15 protein-coding genes are annotated in these 14,664 nt (G+C 69.2%); 7 read left to right on the top strand and 8 right to left on the bottom strand.

The window, feature by feature from the left end; translation table 11 throughout:
- Positions 1-85: 85 nt before the first annotated feature.
- The 6 genes from ACFYP5_RS25950 to ACFYP5_RS25925 form a co-directional block, all read right to left on the bottom strand.
- Positions 86-157 (bottom strand): putative leader peptide, encoded by a 72-nt coding sequence (locus tag ACFYP5_RS25950; RefSeq protein ID WP_309544753.1) that lies wholly within the window; start codon positions 155-157, stop codon positions 86-88.
- 47 nt (positions 158-204) lie between these two features.
- Positions 205-1,821, bottom strand: coding sequence for an FAD-dependent monooxygenase (locus ACFYP5_RS25945; protein WP_389040365.1), 1,617 nt, complete (start codon positions 1,819-1,821; stop codon positions 205-207).
- 182 nt (positions 1,822-2,003) lie between these two features.
- Positions 2,004-2,915, bottom strand: coding sequence for an amino acid ABC transporter permease (locus tag ACFYP5_RS25940; protein ID WP_389040362.1), 912 nt, complete (start codon positions 2,913-2,915; stop codon positions 2,004-2,006).
- Positions 2,912-3,577: an amino acid ABC transporter permease gene (locus ACFYP5_RS25935; RefSeq protein ID WP_389040360.1), complete on the bottom strand. Its 666-nt coding sequence runs from the start codon at positions 3,575-3,577 to the stop codon at positions 2,912-2,914. The genes ACFYP5_RS25940 and ACFYP5_RS25935 overlap by 4 nt, the downstream gene beginning before the upstream one ends.
- Positions 3,578-3,652: 75 nt before the next feature.
- The gene (locus ACFYP5_RS25930) at positions 3,653-4,495 is read right to left on the bottom strand and encodes a glutamate ABC transporter substrate-binding protein (protein WP_389040357.1); all 843 of its coding nucleotides are present in this window, start codon (positions 4,493-4,495) and stop codon (positions 3,653-3,655) included.
- A gap of 51 nt (positions 4,496-4,546) precedes the next feature.
- Positions 4,547-5,332, bottom strand: a complete 786-nt coding sequence (locus ACFYP5_RS25925; RefSeq protein WP_389040354.1) for an amino acid ABC transporter ATP-binding protein — start codon at positions 5,330-5,332, stop codon at positions 4,547-4,549.
- A 348-nt stretch (positions 5,333-5,680) separates the two neighbouring features.
- Between ACFYP5_RS25925 and ACFYP5_RS25920 the strand changes: the two genes are divergently transcribed.
- Positions 5,681-6,373, top strand: coding sequence for a response regulator transcription factor (locus ACFYP5_RS25920; protein ID WP_030927105.1), 693 nt, complete (start codon positions 5,681-5,683; stop codon positions 6,371-6,373).
- Between the two features lie 15 nt (positions 6,374-6,388).
- Positions 6,389-7,783, top strand: coding sequence for an ATP-binding protein (locus ACFYP5_RS25915; RefSeq protein WP_389040350.1), 1,395 nt, complete (start codon positions 6,389-6,391; stop codon positions 7,781-7,783).
- 146 nt (positions 7,784-7,929) lie between these two features.
- Here the strand turns inward: ACFYP5_RS25915 and ACFYP5_RS25910 are convergent, their stop codons facing one another.
- Positions 7,930-8,928, bottom strand: a complete 999-nt coding sequence (locus tag ACFYP5_RS25910; protein WP_389040347.1) for a TAXI family TRAP transporter solute-binding subunit — start codon at positions 8,926-8,928, stop codon at positions 7,930-7,932.
- Between the two features lie 97 nt (positions 8,929-9,025).
- Between ACFYP5_RS25910 and miaB the strand changes: the two genes are divergently transcribed.
- Together miaB and ACFYP5_RS25900 are read left to right on the top strand one after the other, a co-directional pair.
- Complete coding sequence (gene miaB, locus ACFYP5_RS25905; protein WP_389040426.1) at positions 9,026-10,528, top strand: tRNA (N6-isopentenyl adenosine(37)-C2)-methylthiotransferase MiaB; 1,503 nt, start codon at positions 9,026-9,028, stop codon at positions 10,526-10,528.
- A 116-nt stretch (positions 10,529-10,644) separates the two neighbouring features.
- The gene (locus ACFYP5_RS25900) at positions 10,645-11,364 is read left to right on the top strand and encodes a class III extradiol dioxygenase subunit B-like domain-containing protein (RefSeq protein WP_389040344.1); all 720 of its coding nucleotides are present in this window, start codon (positions 10,645-10,647) and stop codon (positions 11,362-11,364) included.
- A gap of 157 nt (positions 11,365-11,521) precedes the next feature.
- On the opposite strand, the gene ACFYP5_RS25895 is transcribed toward ACFYP5_RS25900, so the two are convergent.
- A complete protein-coding gene (locus ACFYP5_RS25895; protein ID WP_389040342.1) occupies positions 11,522-11,758 on the bottom strand; it encodes an antitoxin in 237 nt (78 codons plus the stop codon).
- 312 nt (positions 11,759-12,070) lie between these two features.
- Here ACFYP5_RS25895 and miaA point away from each other — a divergent pair, with 312 nt between their 5' ends.
- The 3 genes from miaA (at position 12,071) to dapF (ending at position 14,554) form a co-directional block, all read left to right on the top strand.
- Positions 12,071-13,009, top strand: a complete 939-nt coding sequence (gene miaA, locus ACFYP5_RS25890; RefSeq protein WP_389040339.1) for a tRNA (adenosine(37)-N6)-dimethylallyltransferase MiaA — start codon at positions 12,071-12,073, stop codon at positions 13,007-13,009.
- Between the two features lie 107 nt (positions 13,010-13,116).
- A complete protein-coding gene (locus ACFYP5_RS25885) occupies positions 13,117-13,554 on the top strand; it encodes a hypothetical protein (RefSeq protein WP_389040424.1) in 438 nt (145 codons plus the stop codon).
- 127 nt (positions 13,555-13,681) lie between these two features.
- Positions 13,682-14,554 carry a diaminopimelate epimerase gene (gene dapF, locus ACFYP5_RS25880; RefSeq protein WP_389040336.1) on the top strand — a complete coding sequence of 291 codons (873 nt, stop codon included), beginning with the start codon at positions 13,682-13,684 and terminating at the stop codon, positions 14,552-14,554.
- Positions 14,555-14,664 lie beyond the last annotated feature (110 nt).

Here is a 14,664-nt window from a genome sequence, read left to right as displayed (position 1 = left end):
GGCAGACAACACAGGGACCGTCCTGGGGGTTCGCGTGTGGTGCCCGGTGTGCGACAGGACGCGCACCGCAGCAGGAAGAGGCGATTCAGCAGGACGGACGACACACGCAGCCCGCGTAGCGGACGAGGTCCATATGGACCCTCCGCCACAGGCGCACATCGGTGTCGGTCACGTTTCGGAGTACACCATGTGCCGCCTGCGGGGTCAATTGATGTCTGCGGTGTGGTCGGCGAGTACGGACGCACGCGGCTCACCGCCGCGCGCCGCGTCCGCCGCCGCGAAAAGTTCCGCCGGCCGGACCCCGCCGAACGACGCCACCAGGTGTCCGTCCGGCCGGACCAGCAGCACGGTGTGGGCCGATGCCCCGGGGTAGGCCTCGGTCACCAGGAGCTCGCCCCTTACCGGCATGGCGTCGACCGCCTCGACGAGCCGGGGCATCACGCCCGCCATCAGCCAGTGCCGTCGGTCCCACACCCCGGTCCCCGGAGCCACCAGCAGCACCAGCAGGTGCCCCTGCCCCAGCCGCTCGCGCAGTCGTACGGTCGTGCCGTCGGGCGCCGTCGCCCGCACATCGGCAACCGGCGCACCGGGGGGCGTACCGACCGTTGTGTGCGCCTCGGCGAGTGGAGGCGAAAGGGGGGAGTGCGTGTACGAGGGGGGCGCACCCAGCGGGCCGCAGCCCAGATGGCCGTCGGCGAGCAGCGAATCGTGCCCGCGTGCGCCCCCCGGAACCAATGTCCGCAGACCTCCGCCACCACGCAGTATCGGCAGTGACTGGTCCGCGGCGCGCAGCCGCGAGGCGACCGCGGCCCGGCGTTCCGCCTGGTAGCTGTCGAGCAGTACGTCCGAGGCGCCGTGATGCCAGGCCTGAGCCAGCTTCCAGGCCAGGTTCTCGGCGTCCCGCAGCCCCTCGTCGAGCCCCTGCGTACCCAGGGCGCCCAGCAGATGTGCGGCGTCCCCGGCGAGGAAGGCCCGCCGGACGCGCCAGCGCCGGGCCAGCCGGTGGTGCAGCGTGTGGACGCCCGTGTCCAGGAGTTCGTACGGTGGGGTCTCGCCGCCGCACCAGCCGGCGAGGGTGTCCCGCACCCGGGTGATCAGGGCGTCGGGCGTGACGAGCTCACCGCGCGGCGGAAGCAGCCAGTCCAGCCGCCACGCGCCGGCCGGCAGCGGCCGCGCGGTCACCTCGGCGCCGCCGCTGCGCCACGGCGGCAGCCGGTGCAGCACGGCGTGGCCGGGCCAGGGAAGCTCGGTGCGCAGTGCGGCGACGGCATGCCGCTCCACCGCCGTGCGTCCGGGGAACCTGATGTCCAGGAGTTTGCGCACGGTGGACCTGGCGCCGTCGCAGCCGACCAGGTAACTCCCGCGCCACCACGTCGAATCGGGCTCCCTGGTGTGCACCGTGACGCCTGCCGGATCCTGCTCCAGTGTGTCGATCCGGCTGAGCGGCGCCATCTGCACCAGGTCCTGCCGGGCGATCGCGTCCCGGAGCCCGCGCATCAGTGCATGCTGCGGCACATGGACCGGGGCGGGCAGCTGATCACCGTACGGGGAATCCTCGCCGAGGGGCACTTCGCGTACCAGCTGCTTGCGCCGCATCGACCGCCAGCCGGACCACCGGACGCCCTCGTCCAGGAGCGTCGTGCATCCGAGCCGTTCCACCAGTGCCGCGGTGTCCTCACGCAGCACCACGGTCCGGGCGGGACGTGTCTCGTCCTTCCCCGCATCCTCGTCGAGGAGTACGGAGGGGACGCCCTGCGCGGCGAGGGCGAGTGACAGCACCAGGCCGACGGGCCCGGCACCGACGACGATCACCGGGTCCACGGCGCGACTCCCTGGGCCCGTGCGGTCGTAAGGATGGTGGCGGATGTGGAAGCGAGCGTTCGGTCGGCGATCACAGAACGTATGCAACCCACTGCCGGTGCTTGCGTCAAGTGACGCCGGAACGCGGCGAGGGGCGCCGGTGCATGCACCGGCGCCCCTGCGGGTAGATCGTCGACGAACCGTCAGACGGCGTGTCCGTCTTCGACGACGAGCTTCGGCACACCGATGGTCTCCAGACCGCCGCCGGGTCCGGCACCGACCACGGCGCCCGTGCTCTTCTTCCTGCGCCGCAGCCGGCCCTCCAGCCAGCCCGCGAACGAGGTGAGCGCGAAGTTCACCACGATGTAGATCAGAGCGACGATCGTGAAGCACGCGATGGTGTTCGCGCCGTAGTTCGCGCTCATGGGACGGACCGACGCCAGCAGCTCGGGGAAGGTCAGCACCGCGCCGCCGAGGGCGGTGTCCTTCACGATGACGACGATCTGGCTGACGATCGCAGGCAGCATGGCCGTCACGGACTGCGGCAGCAGCACGTACAGCATGGTCTGGCCCTTGCGCATCCCGATCGCCTTGGCCGCGTCCGTCTGTCCGTTGGGGAGGGACTGGATTCCGGCCCGTACGATCTCGGCGAGCACCGAAGCGTTGTACAGCACCAGCCCCGTGACCACGGCGTACAGGGGCCGGGATTCGCTGCTGATGGTCGTGTATGCGGAGTAGGCCGCGTTCGCGGTGATCATCAGGATCAGTACCGGGATGGCGCGGAAGAACTCCACGACGACGCCGGCCGGCATCCGCACCCAGCGGTGGTCCGAGAGCCGGCCGATGCCGAACAGGGCACCCAGTGGCAGAGCGATGGCCAGCGCGAACGCCGCTGCCTTGAGGGTGTTCTGCAGTCCCGGCCAGATGTAGGTCTGCCAGGGCTGGGAGCTGGTGAAGAACGGCTTCCACTTGATCCAGTCGAGCTGGTGCTTGGAGGCCAGGCTGTCGTACACCCACCACGCGGCGACGGCGGCGACGATCAGGAACAGGACCGTGTACAGGACGTTGCGCTGCCTGGCGCGTGGCCCCTGGGCGTCATAGAGGACGGAAGTCATCGCTTCACCGCCACCTTCTTGCTCACCCAGCCGAGGATCAGGCCGGTCGGGAGGGTCAGACAGATGAATCCGAACGCGAAGACGGCGGCGATCAGGATCAGCTGCGCCTCGGCCTCGATCATGCCCTTCATCAGGTATGCGGCTTCGGCCACGCCGATCGCGGCGGCGACCGTGGTGTTCTTCGTCAGCGCGATCAGCACATTGGCCATCGGGTTGACGACCGAGCGGAAAGCCTGGGGGAGGACGATCAGGCGCAGTACCTGAGTGAAGCTGAGCCCCAGCGCGCGCGCCGCCTCCGCCTGGCCGACCGGCACGGTGTTGATGCCCGAACGCAGCGCCTCACAGACGAAGGCCGAGGTGTAGGCGATCAGCGCCAGCACCGCGAGCCGGAAGTTGATGTCCTTGAAGTCGCTCGCCCCGAGGCTGATGTTGAGCGTCTGGAAGAGACCCAGGGACGAGAAGACGATGATGACGGTCAGAGGAATGTTCCGGACGACATTCACGTAGGCGGTGGCGAAACCGCGCATCAGGGGGACCGGGCTGACCTTCATGCCGGCCAGCAGCGTTCCCCATATGAGGGAGCCGAGGGCGGAGTAGACGGTGAGCTGCACCGTCACCCAGAAAGCCCCCAGCAGGTCGTAACCTTCAAGAAAGTCGAACACGATCTCCCGCGCTTCCGCGTGTAGGAGGGCATGGCGCGCCGCCGTTCACGGACGGCGCGCCCTGTCAGCCCTGCTTCACTTGACGACGTTGCCGATCTTCGGGGCGGGCTCGTTCTTGTAGTTCGCCGGACCGAAGTTGGCCTTCACGGCCTTGTCCCAGGAACCGTCCGAGACCATCTTGGTGAGCGCGTCGTTGATCTTCTTCTTGAGGTCGGCGTCGCCCTTCTTCAGGCCGATGCCGTAGTTCTCGTTGCTCATCTGGAAGCCGGCCAGCTTGAACTTCCCCTGGAAGTCCTTCTGCGAGGCGAAACCGGCCAGGATGCTGTCGTCCGTGGTCAGTGCGTCGACAGCCTTGTTCTCCAGGCCGGTGAGGCACTCGGAGTAGCCGCCGTACTCCTGCAGCTGAGCCTTGGGCGCCAGCTTGTCATGGACGTTCTGCGCCGAGGTCGAACCGGTCACCGAGCACAGCTTCTTGCTGTTCAGGTCGGCCGGGGACTTGAACGAGTTGTCGTCGGCACGGACCAGGATGTCCTGGTGCGCCAGCAGGTACGGGCCCGCGAAGTCGACCTTCTGCAGACGCTCGTCGTTGATCGAGTAGGAGGCGGCGATGAACTTGACGTCGCCGCGCTCGATCGCCGTCTCGCGGTCGGCGCTCTTGGTCTCCTTGAAGTTGATGTCCTTGGCGTCGTAGCCGAGTTCCTTGGCGATGTACGTGGCGACATCGACATCGAAACCGGTGTACTTGCCGTCGGGCGTCTTCAGACCGATACCGGGCTGGTCGATCTTGATGCCGATCGTGATCTTCTTGCCGCCGCCCGCCGAGTCGCCGCCCTTGTCGTCGGATGAGCCACAGGCGGTGGCGGTGAGAGCGAGCGCGAGCACGGCGGCCGATGCGGCGGTGACCTTACGAAGCTGCATGGTGAACTTCCCTAGAATTGACGCGATGTGAGTGAACGGCTGATCCGGAAATCAGTGGTGCAGGATCTTCGAAAGGAAGTCCTTGGCACGGTCACTGCGCGGGTTGCTGAAGAAATGGTCGGGCGTTGCCTCTTCGACGATCTTCCCGTCCGCCATGAAGACGACACGATTGGCCGCCGAGCGCGCGAAGCCCATCTCATGGGTGACGACGACCATGGTCATGCCGTCCCGGGCGAGCTGCTGCATGACCTCCAGCACCTCGTTGATCATCTCCGGGTCGAGCGCCGACGTCGGCTCGTCGAAGAGCATGACCTTGGGGTCCATCGCCAACGCCCGTGCGATGGCCACTCGTTGCTGCTGGCCGCCGGAGAGCTGGGCGGGGTACTTGTCGGCCTGCGTCGCCACGCCCACCCGGTCGAGCAGCGACCGCGCCTTGTCCTCGGCAGCCTTCTTGTCCGCCTTGCGGACCTTGAGCTGCCCCAGCATCACGTTCTCGAGCACCGTCTTGTGCGCGAAGAGATTGAACGACTGGAAGACCATGCCGACATCGGCACGCAGCCTGGCCAGCTCCTTGCCCTCATGGGGCAGCGGCTTGCCGTCGATAGAGATCGCGCCCGAGTCGATCGTCTCCAAGCGGTTGATCGTGCGGCACAGCGTGGACTTCCCGGACCCGGAAGGCCCGATGACGACCACGACCTCGCCCCGGGCGATGGTCAGGTCGATGTCCTGGAGCACATGCAGCGCGCCGAAGTGCTTGTTGACGTTGCTCAGTACGACAAGGTCGTTCGCCGCAGGTACGGCATCCTCGGCGGCCTTGGTCACTGAAACTCCGCTCATCGGCTCTTGCTCCGTCCTCCTCGGTTGGGAAGGACCCTAATGACGCAGTGCGACCACCGTCATTACATCTGAGCGGAAATTGAGCATAACGATCCGGCGGCAACCGGACACACCGCGTGAACGGGACGGTACAGGAGGTAGCGGGGGCGTACCGGGTGCATAACGGAAACCTCGATGTAATGGGCGGGCTCTTGACTGACGTACCGGTCATCGGCGTGGATGCCCTGATAGGTCATGACGTGAAACACCCCGGTACGGGGAAGTACCGGGAAGTATGGACAAGCGCTCGGAAGCGCTTGAAGACAGCACCGCGGGGGAGAGACCGCATCGCGGAGAGGAAGGGGGGCCATGAGACTGCTGCTCGTCGAGGACGACAACCATGTGGCGGCCGCCCTGTCCGCGGTGCTCGCCCGGCACGGGTTCCAGGTCGTGCACGCGCGCAGCGGCGAGGAGGCCCTGAACGCGCTTCTGCCCGCGGACACGGAACCCTTCGGGGTCGTGCTCCTCGACCTCGGACTGCCCGACCAGGACGGTTACGAGGTCTGCGGGAAGATCCGCAAGCGCTGTTCCATCCCCGTGATCATGGTGACCGCGCGGGCCGATGTCCGGTCGCGGATCCACGGCCTCAACCTCGGAGCGGACGACTACGTCGTCAAGCCGTACGACACCGGTGAACTCCTCGCCCGCATCCACGCGGTGAGCAGGCGCAAGTCGGTCGGCGAGGAAACGGTGCCGACACCCGTCGCCGCCCTGCGGCTCGGCCATGTCCACATCGAGCTCCCGACCCGCCGGGTCAGTGTCGACGGCGCCGAAGTCCAGCTCACCCGCAAGGAGTTCGATCTGCTCGCGCTGCTCGCCCAGCGCCCGGGAGTGGTGTTCCGCCGGGAGCAGATCATCAGCGAGGTGTGGCGCACCAGCTGGGAGGGAACTGGCCGCACGCTCGAAGTGCATGTCGCGTCCCTGCGTTCCAAACTGCGGCTGCCCGCACTGATCGAGACCGTGCGCGGGGTCGGCTACCGACTCGTCGCCCCGTCCGCGTAAGGGCGTACGTCACAGGTGCGTACGCGTCTCCTTCCCCTGCTCATCATCCTCATGGCGGCCGTGCTGCTCGCCCTCGGCTTCCCGCTGGCCGTCAGCGTCGCCGCCGCTCAGCAGCAGCGCGTCGTGATCGATCGCATCGACGACACGGCCCGGTTCGCCGCGCTGGCCCAGTTCGTCGCCGAACAGACCAGCGGCACCGATGAACGGCGTCGCACGCTCCAGGACGAACTCGAGACGTACGACTCGGTGTACGGGATCCGGGCCGGCGTCTTCTACCGCGACCGCAGTGCCATGGCGGTGGCTCCGGCAACCTGGCGGCTGCCGGTCGAGGGCGAGGGGCGCGAGGCGTTCAGCGAGGCGCTGCTCGGGCGCCGCAGCCACGATCCACCACAGGTCTGGCCCTGGCAGCGCGGCCGGGTCGTCGTCGCCTCGCCCGTCGTGCGGGACGGCGACGTGGTCGCCGTCGTGGTTCTCGACTCGCCCACCAGCGAAATGCGCTCCCGGACGATACGTGGCTGGCTGCTGATCGCGGTCGGTGAAGTGGTCGCGATGCTGGTGGCCGTCGGTGCCGCGATCCGGCTCACCGGCTGGGTCCTGCTGCCGGTGCAGACCCTGGACACGGCGGCGCACGACATCGCCAGCGGCCGCATGAGATCCCGGGTGGTGGCCTCCGGAGGACCGCCGGAACTCAGACGCCTCGCCCGGTCGTTCAACGAGATGGCGGACAACGTCGAAGAGGTGCTGGAGCAGCAGCGCGCCTTCGTCGCCGACGCCTCCCACCAGCTGCGCAACCCCCTCGCCGCGCTGCTGCTGCGCATCGAGCTCCTCGCGCTCGAACTTCCTGACGGAAACGAGGAGATCGCCTCCGTCCGTACGGAGGGAAAGCGGCTCGGCCAGGTTCTGGACGACCTGTTGGACCTGGCGTTGGCCGAGCACGCCGCGGCCGACCTCCAGCTCACGGACATCGGCGCGCTCACCGCCGAACGGGTCGCCTCGTGGCGTCCGTTCGCGGAGGAGAACGGTGTGCGACTGACGGCGGACGGGGCATCCGCCGTGACCGCCTGGGCGGACCCCGTCGCACTGTCGAGCGCCCTCGACGCCGTCATCGACAACGCGTGCAAGTTCACCCCCGCCGGCGAGGAGGTCCGTGTGACGGTCGCCTCCGGCCGGGAGGACGTCACGGTGGTCGTCGCCGACTGCGGGCCGGGCCTGACCGTCCAGGAACTGGAGCGGATCGGTGACCGTTTCTGGCGCAGTACCCGGCATCAGAACGTGCGGGGATCCGGCCTCGGGCTCTCCATCTCGCGCGCCCTGCTCGCTGCGGGCGGCGGCTCCCTCACGTACGCACCGCACGAGCCCCACGGGCTGCGGGTGACGGTGACGGTCCCGCGCAACGGTCCGCAAGGCTGACGGCACGCGGTACCGGCGGGGGGGATCCGCCTTCGTGCGGCCGAGCAGCGAGCGCGGGGGATGCGGGGGGCAGGGGCGCGGGGGCGCCACCTCCGTACCGAGAGGCTCGACCGGGCGGAGGCGCGCGGGACGCCACCTCCCCTGTGTCAGGGTTTGACCGAGCGGTAGTAGCGTCGCGCCCCGTCGTGCAGCTGCAGCGGATTCGTGTAGATCGCCGTCCGCAGGTCCACCAGCTGAGCCGCGTGCACCTCGCGCCCGATGCGGTCCCGGCTGTCGATCACGGTCCGGGTGAACGCCTCGGTCATCGCGGCATCCGTACGGTCCGTGGTGACCACCACGTTGGCGACCGCCACCGTCGGCACGGCCTGCCCCTGCTGCGCGTTGCGATAGGCGTCGGCAGGCATCATGGCCGAGCGGTAGTAGCGGGTCGACCCGCCGCCCGCCTGAAGCTGCTTGATCAGCGGGTCCTCCAAGGGCACCAGCCTGATGGCGAACCGGTCCGACAACTCCTGCACCGCGTTGGTCGGCAGCCCGCCGGACCAGAAGAACGCGTCGAGCAGGCCGTTCTCCAGCCGCTTCGGCATCGTGTCGATACCGGCCGGAACCGGAGTGATGTCATGTGTCGGATCAAGGCCCGCAGCCGTCATCAGACGGTCTGCGACCAGCCGCACGCCCGAACCGGGCTGCCCCACCCCGACCTGCTTGCCCTTGAGATCCGAGACCTGCTGCACGTCGGAGTCCCGGGGCACGACCAGCTGGATGTAGTCGTCGTACAGCCGCACGCAGCCGCGCAGTCGTTCGGCACCCGGCTTGTCGTCCCGCATATACGTGGCCAGGGCATCGGCCGTGGCGATGGTGAAGTCGGCCTTCCCCGTGGCCACCCGCTCGATGTTCTGCTGGGAGCCCTCCGAGGTCTGCAGCCGTATCGACACCTCTGGCATGTCCTTGGCGAGAGCCCCTCTGAGCCGCTCGCCGTAGCGCTGGTAGACCCCGCTGCGCACTCCGGTGCTGAAGGTCAGCGACCCGCTCGGGGTGGGCTCCCCGAGCGGCAGCACCCACCACAGCAGCAGCCCGAGAACGACGACGACCGCGGCGGCCCCCTGGAGGGCTCGCCGCCGGCCGGTACGGGACAGTGCATCGAGCATGGTGCGATCCTGCCAGGTCGCCGAACGCGATGGCCAGGGCCGGCCTGCGGAAGGGGGCGGCGGGAGGGCCGTGCGACCTCGTACCCTGGTGGACGAGATGAGCGAGGTAGAGGGTTTGAAAACGTACGAGGTGCGCACCTACGGGTGCCAGATGAACGTCCACGACTCCGAGCGGCTGTCGGGGCTGCTGGAGGGCGCTGGTTACGTACGTGCGCCCGAGGGCGCCGACGGTGACGCCGATGTCGTCGTCTTCAACACCTGCGCGGTGCGGGAGAACGCCGACAACAAGCTCTACGGCAACCTCGGCCGGCTCGCCCCGATGAAGACGAAGCGCCCTGGGATGCAGATCGCGGTCGGCGGCTGTCTCGCGCAGAAGGACCGTGACACGATCGTCGAGCGGGCCCCGTGGGTCGACGTCGTCTTCGGCACGCACAACATCGGCAAGCTGCCGGTACTCCTGGAGCGCGCCCGTATCCAGGAGGAGGCGCAGATCGAGATCGCCGAGTCCCTGGAGGCGTTCCCCTCCACCCTCCCCACCCGCCGCGAGTCCGCCTACGCGGCGTGGGTCTCCATCTCCGTGGGCTGCAACAACACCTGCACCTTCTGCATCGTCCCGGCACTGCGCGGCAAGGAGAAGGACCGCCGGACCGGCGACATCCTGGCCGAGATCGAGGCGCTGGTCGCCGAGGGTGTCTCCGAGATCACCCTGCTCGGTCAGAACGTGAACGCGTACGGCTCCGACATCGGGGACCGGGAGGCCTTCTCCAAGCTGCTGCGGGCCTGCGGGAAGATCGAGGGACTGGAGCGGGTCCGCTTCACCTCCCCGCACCCCCGCGACTTCACGGACGACGTCATCGCGGCGATGGCCGAGACACCGAACGTGATGCCGCAGCTGCACATGCCGATGCAGTCGGGATCGGACCCGATCCTGAAGGCGATGCGCCGCTCGTACCGACAGGAGCGGTTCCTCGGCATCATCGAGAAGGTGCGCGCCGCGATGCCGGACGCCGCCATCTCCACCGACATCATCGTGGGATTCCCCGGCGAGACCGAGGAGGACTTCGAGCAGACCATGCACGCGGTCCGCCAGGCGCGCTTCGCGAACGCCTTCACCTTCCAGTACTCCAAGCGCCCCGGAACCCCGGCCGCCGACATGGAGGGGCAGATCCCGAAGGAGGTCGTCCAGGAGCGGTACATGCGCCTGTCCGCCCTCCAGGAGGAGATCTCCTGGGACGAGAACAAGAAGCAGGTCGGCCGGACCCTGGAGGTCATGGTCGCGGAGGGCGAGGGCCGCAAGGACGGTGCCACCCACCGGCTCTCGGGCCGCGCTCCCGACAACCGTCTGGTCCACTTCACCAAGCCGGACGGGGAGGTGCGGCCGGGCGATGTGGTGACGGTAGAGATCACCTACGCCGCCCCGCACCACCTGCTCGCCGAAGGTGCGCCGCTGAGCGTACGGCGCACCCGTTCCGGCGACGCGTGGGAGAAGCGCACTGCCGCCGAGGCCGCCAAGCCGGCCGGGGTGATGCTGGGGCTGCCCGGCATCGGCGCCCCGGCGCCGATGGCGGCTGCGTCGGCTCCCGGCTGCGGGTGCGACTGACCGGCAGCAGAAGGCGGTGACCCGCCGGCTGCAAGGGCTCGCGGGCGAACCGCAGGCGGCAGGAATCCCCAGGCCGTACGACCTGGGGAAACAGCCGACGCAGTACGCTGCCCAGCATGCTTGTCGCCGCAGCTGTCTGCCCCTGTCCGCCCCTGCTGGTACCCGAGGTCGCCGCCGGTGCCGCGTCCGAGCTCGACGCCGCCAGGACCGCGTGCATCGACGCCTTGGGCGTGCTCGCCGCGGCCCGCCCCGACCTGCTGATCGTGATCGGGCCCGCGGACGTCGACGGGCGAGGTCCGCATCCCGAGGGGGCCAAGGGCTCCTTCAAGGGTTTCGGAGTCGACCTCGATGTACGGCTTGGGCTCGGGGGAGACCCCGGCGCTCCGGTGGAGCGTCCGCTTCCACCGTCCCTCGCCGTCGGGGCGTGGCTGCTCGCCCGTGCGGACTGGGCCGACGCCCCGGTCGAGGGTCTCGGGGTCGGGGAGACGCTCGAGGCCGAGCGCTGCGCGATCGCCGGGCGGGAGGTGGCGGCCCGGGCCGGCCGGGTGGCTCTGCTGGTCATGGGCGACGGCAGCGCCTGCCGCACGCTCAAGGCACCCGGCTACCTGGACGAGCGCGCCGTTTCGTTCGACACGGAAGTGTCCCGGGCTCTCGCGGCCGCGGACCTCGCCACGCTGAGCGCGTTGGAGGAGTCACTGGCGTACGAACTGAAGGTGGCGGGCCGGGCGCCGTGGCAGGTGCTGGCGGGCGCCGCGGAGGGGGCCGGCCTGAGCGGTCGGCTGCTCTACGAGGACGCCCCGTACGGTGTGGGATACATGGTCGCCACCTGGTTCTGAGACCACCTCACACAGTCGCCACCTGGTCTGAGACCGCCTCACACAAAGCCCGCACCGGAACGCCCGACGGTCGTGGAGCGATGCGGCTCCACGGCCGTCAGGTGCGTGACATGACGTGCGGGTGTCGAGCTCAGGGAGTAGGCGGCATGCCGCCAGCTCAGGGAGTAGGCGGCATGCCGCCCTCGCTCTTGTGGGACAGCCGTTCGACCGCATCCTTGGCCTTTCGGGTGCCGGACTCGATCTTGTCGCTGTACTTGCCCTTGGTCTTTTGATCGACCGTCCGAGCAGCCTTGTCGAGTCCTTGGTCGATCTTGTCCCCATGCTGCTGCGCGAAATCGCCGACCTTGTCCCTTGCCGGGCTGAGCTTGGCCTTCAGACTGTCCATGAGGCCCATCGGACACCTTCTCTGCTGGGGGACCGAGTGCGGGCTCTTCTCCCGTCTCGTCGGTCGTCGTGATGGCGGCTGTGGCTTCCGCGACCGTCCTTGAGGACGACTGGCGAGATTGCGGAATAACGCCCATATCCACTCAATATTTTACTCGGGCGAGCGTAATCCCGCGCCGACCGGGAGCCTTGTTGCGCCACTCTCGGCTCGAGCGCACCGGGGCGGCGAACCCCTCGCGCTTCGCGCCTTCATGTAGCCGGCTCCGAAAGCCCGCAGATGGCTGGTTCGGGAAGGGGGTCGGAGGTTTGCGAGACTGGGGCGGTGAGAAGTCCATCTCCCGCACCGCGGGTCATTGCCGTCGTCGGTCCCACCGCAGCCGGAAAGTCCGATCTGGGGGTATTTCTTGCCCAGCGGCTCGGTGGCGAAGTGATCAACGCCGACTCCATGCAGCTCTACCGGGGGATGGACATCGGCACGGCCAAGCTGACGCTCGCCGAGCGCGGATCCGTACCCCACCGGCTGCTGGACATCTGGGACGTCACCGAGACCGCCAGTGTCGCCGAATACCAGCGACTCGCCCGCCTCGAGATCGACCGGCTGCTCGCCGAGGGCCGCACCCCCGTCCTGGTCGGCGGCTCCGGGTTGTACGTGAAGGGTGCCATCGACGCCCTGGAGTTCCCCGGTACGGACCCCGGCGTACGCGCCGGGCTGGAGCAGGAACTGGCGGAGCACGGCTCCGGTGCGCTGCACGACCGGCTCGCCGCCGCGGACCCCGAGGCGGGCCGGGCCATCCTGCCGAGCAACGGGCGGCGCATCGTCCGGGCCCTCGAAGTCATCGAGATCACCGGCAAGCCGTTCACCGCCAATCTTCCGGGTGGCGAGGCGGTCTACGACGCCGTCCAGATCGGGGTCGACGTGGCCCGCCCCGAACTCGACGAACGCATCACTCTCCGGGTGGACCGGATGTGGGAGGCCGGGCTGGTGGACGAGGTGCGCGCCCTGGAGGCGCAGGGGCTGCGCGAGGGGCGAACCGCCTCCCGTGCGCTGGGCTATCAGCAGGTGCTTGCCGCACTGGCCCAGGAGTGCACCGAGGACGAGGCCCGCGCCGAGACGGTACGCGCCACCAAACGCTTCGCGCGCCGCCAGGACTCCTGGTTCCGCCGCGACCCGCGTGTCCGTTGGCTGAATGGTGCCGCCGACCACCGCCGGGAACTCCCGGACGCGGCGCTGGCATTGGTCGAACGAGCGGTTACAGCCTGATCACGTGATGGCATCGGGAAGCCCTGCCCGTCATTTCGGTGTCCCGGAGCGTGCCATCATCGAGCATCGATCGACCAGTGGAGTCCGAGTTGGGAGGGCGCGTGGCGATGGAGGCCGGCCCTCGCGACACAGAACGAGACGCACCGGACGCGCAGCACGAGGCGGGACGTCTGAGCCCTGACGGGCCCGACGAGCTCGAGGTGACCCCCGAGGTGGAGGTCGAGCTGCGGCCCGCGCGCCGTCTGCGGATCTGGCAGCTCGCCCCGATCGTCATGCTCGCGGCAGTCGGCTCGCTGATGTTCGCCTTCCCGCTCGCCTTCGAGTTCGGCGACGGCGGTGCGGTCGTCGCCATGCTGGGACTGCTGATCAGCTGCTGCGCCGCCGGCTGGGGCATGATGGCCGCCCGCCGGGTCGGGCACACCTGGCCGGGCCTGCCCGCCAGGGGCGTGGGCGAGCGCCCCGACTGGCGCGTGATCGCGCTGTACGTGGCCGTGTGCGGGGTACTGGTGGCGCTTGCCGTGTGGCGCGTGGCCCGACTGCGCTGACGCGGATCCCGGTGCGGCCGTCTCGGCTGCCGGACCGTCCCGGCGCCTGCCGTCCTGAATCCGCCCAGCCCGTCGACTGCGTGGGCCGCCTTCGCCCGCCGCCGATGCCGCCTCGTACAGTTGCCCTGTGAGCACCTCGCAGATCGCCTTCCTCAAGGGCCACGGCACCGAGAACGACTTCGTGATCGTTCCCGACCCGGACGACGCCATCGACCTGCCCGCATCCGTCGTCGCCCGGCTCTGCGACCGCCGGGCCGGTATCGGAGGTGACGGTCTGCTGCACGTCGTGCGGTCCGCCGCGCATCCTGAGGCGCGAGCCATGGCGGGCGAGGCCGAGTGGTTCATGGACTACCGCAATGCCGACGGCTCCATCGCCGAGATGTGCGGCAACGGCGTGCGGGTCTTCGCCCGCTATCTGCAGCGGGCCGGGCTCGTCGAGGAGGGCGATCTCGCGGTCGCGACCCGGGGCGGCGTTAAGAAGGTGCACATCGCCAAGAGCGGGGACATCACGGTCTCCATGGGGCGCGCCCTGCTCCCCGGCGCGGGCGTAACCGTCACGGTGGACGGCCGCAGCTGGGAGGCCCGGAACGTCAATATGGGCAACCCCCACGCGGTCGCCTTCGTCGACGACCTGGCGCACGCCGGTGAGCTGCGCTTCGTACCGCCGTTCACCCCCGCAGCCGTCTACCCCGACGGCGTCAACATCGAGTTCGTCGTGGACCGCGGACCGCGCCATGTCGCGATGCGGGTTCACGAGCGCGGTTCCGGCGAGACCCGCTCCTGCGGCACCGGCGCCTGCGCGGTGGCCGTCGCCGCAGTCCGCAGGGACGGCGCCGACCCGGCGCAGACGGGTACTCCGGTCACGTACAGGGTCGATCTGCCCGGGGGGACCCTGCTGATCACCGAGCGGCCGGACGGCGAGATCGAGATGACCGGGCCCGCTGTCATCGTCGCCGAAGGCATGATCGATCCGGCCTGGCTCGAAACGGTGACCGGCTAAAGCTTCGCTCGAATGGGTGATCCGTTTCACGCTGAGCGAGAGGCGGACTCCGCCACGTGGTGGGGTCGGTAGCATCAAGCACCGGCCCGGAGGCGCGTCCGCACCTCCCC

Origin of the sequence: Streptomyces sp. NPDC005262 (assembly GCF_042872425.1) — a bacterium.
Classification (GTDB): Bacteria; Actinomycetota; Actinomycetes; order Streptomycetales; family Streptomycetaceae; genus Streptomyces.
This window is presented reverse-complemented; position numbering and strand designations above follow the sequence as displayed.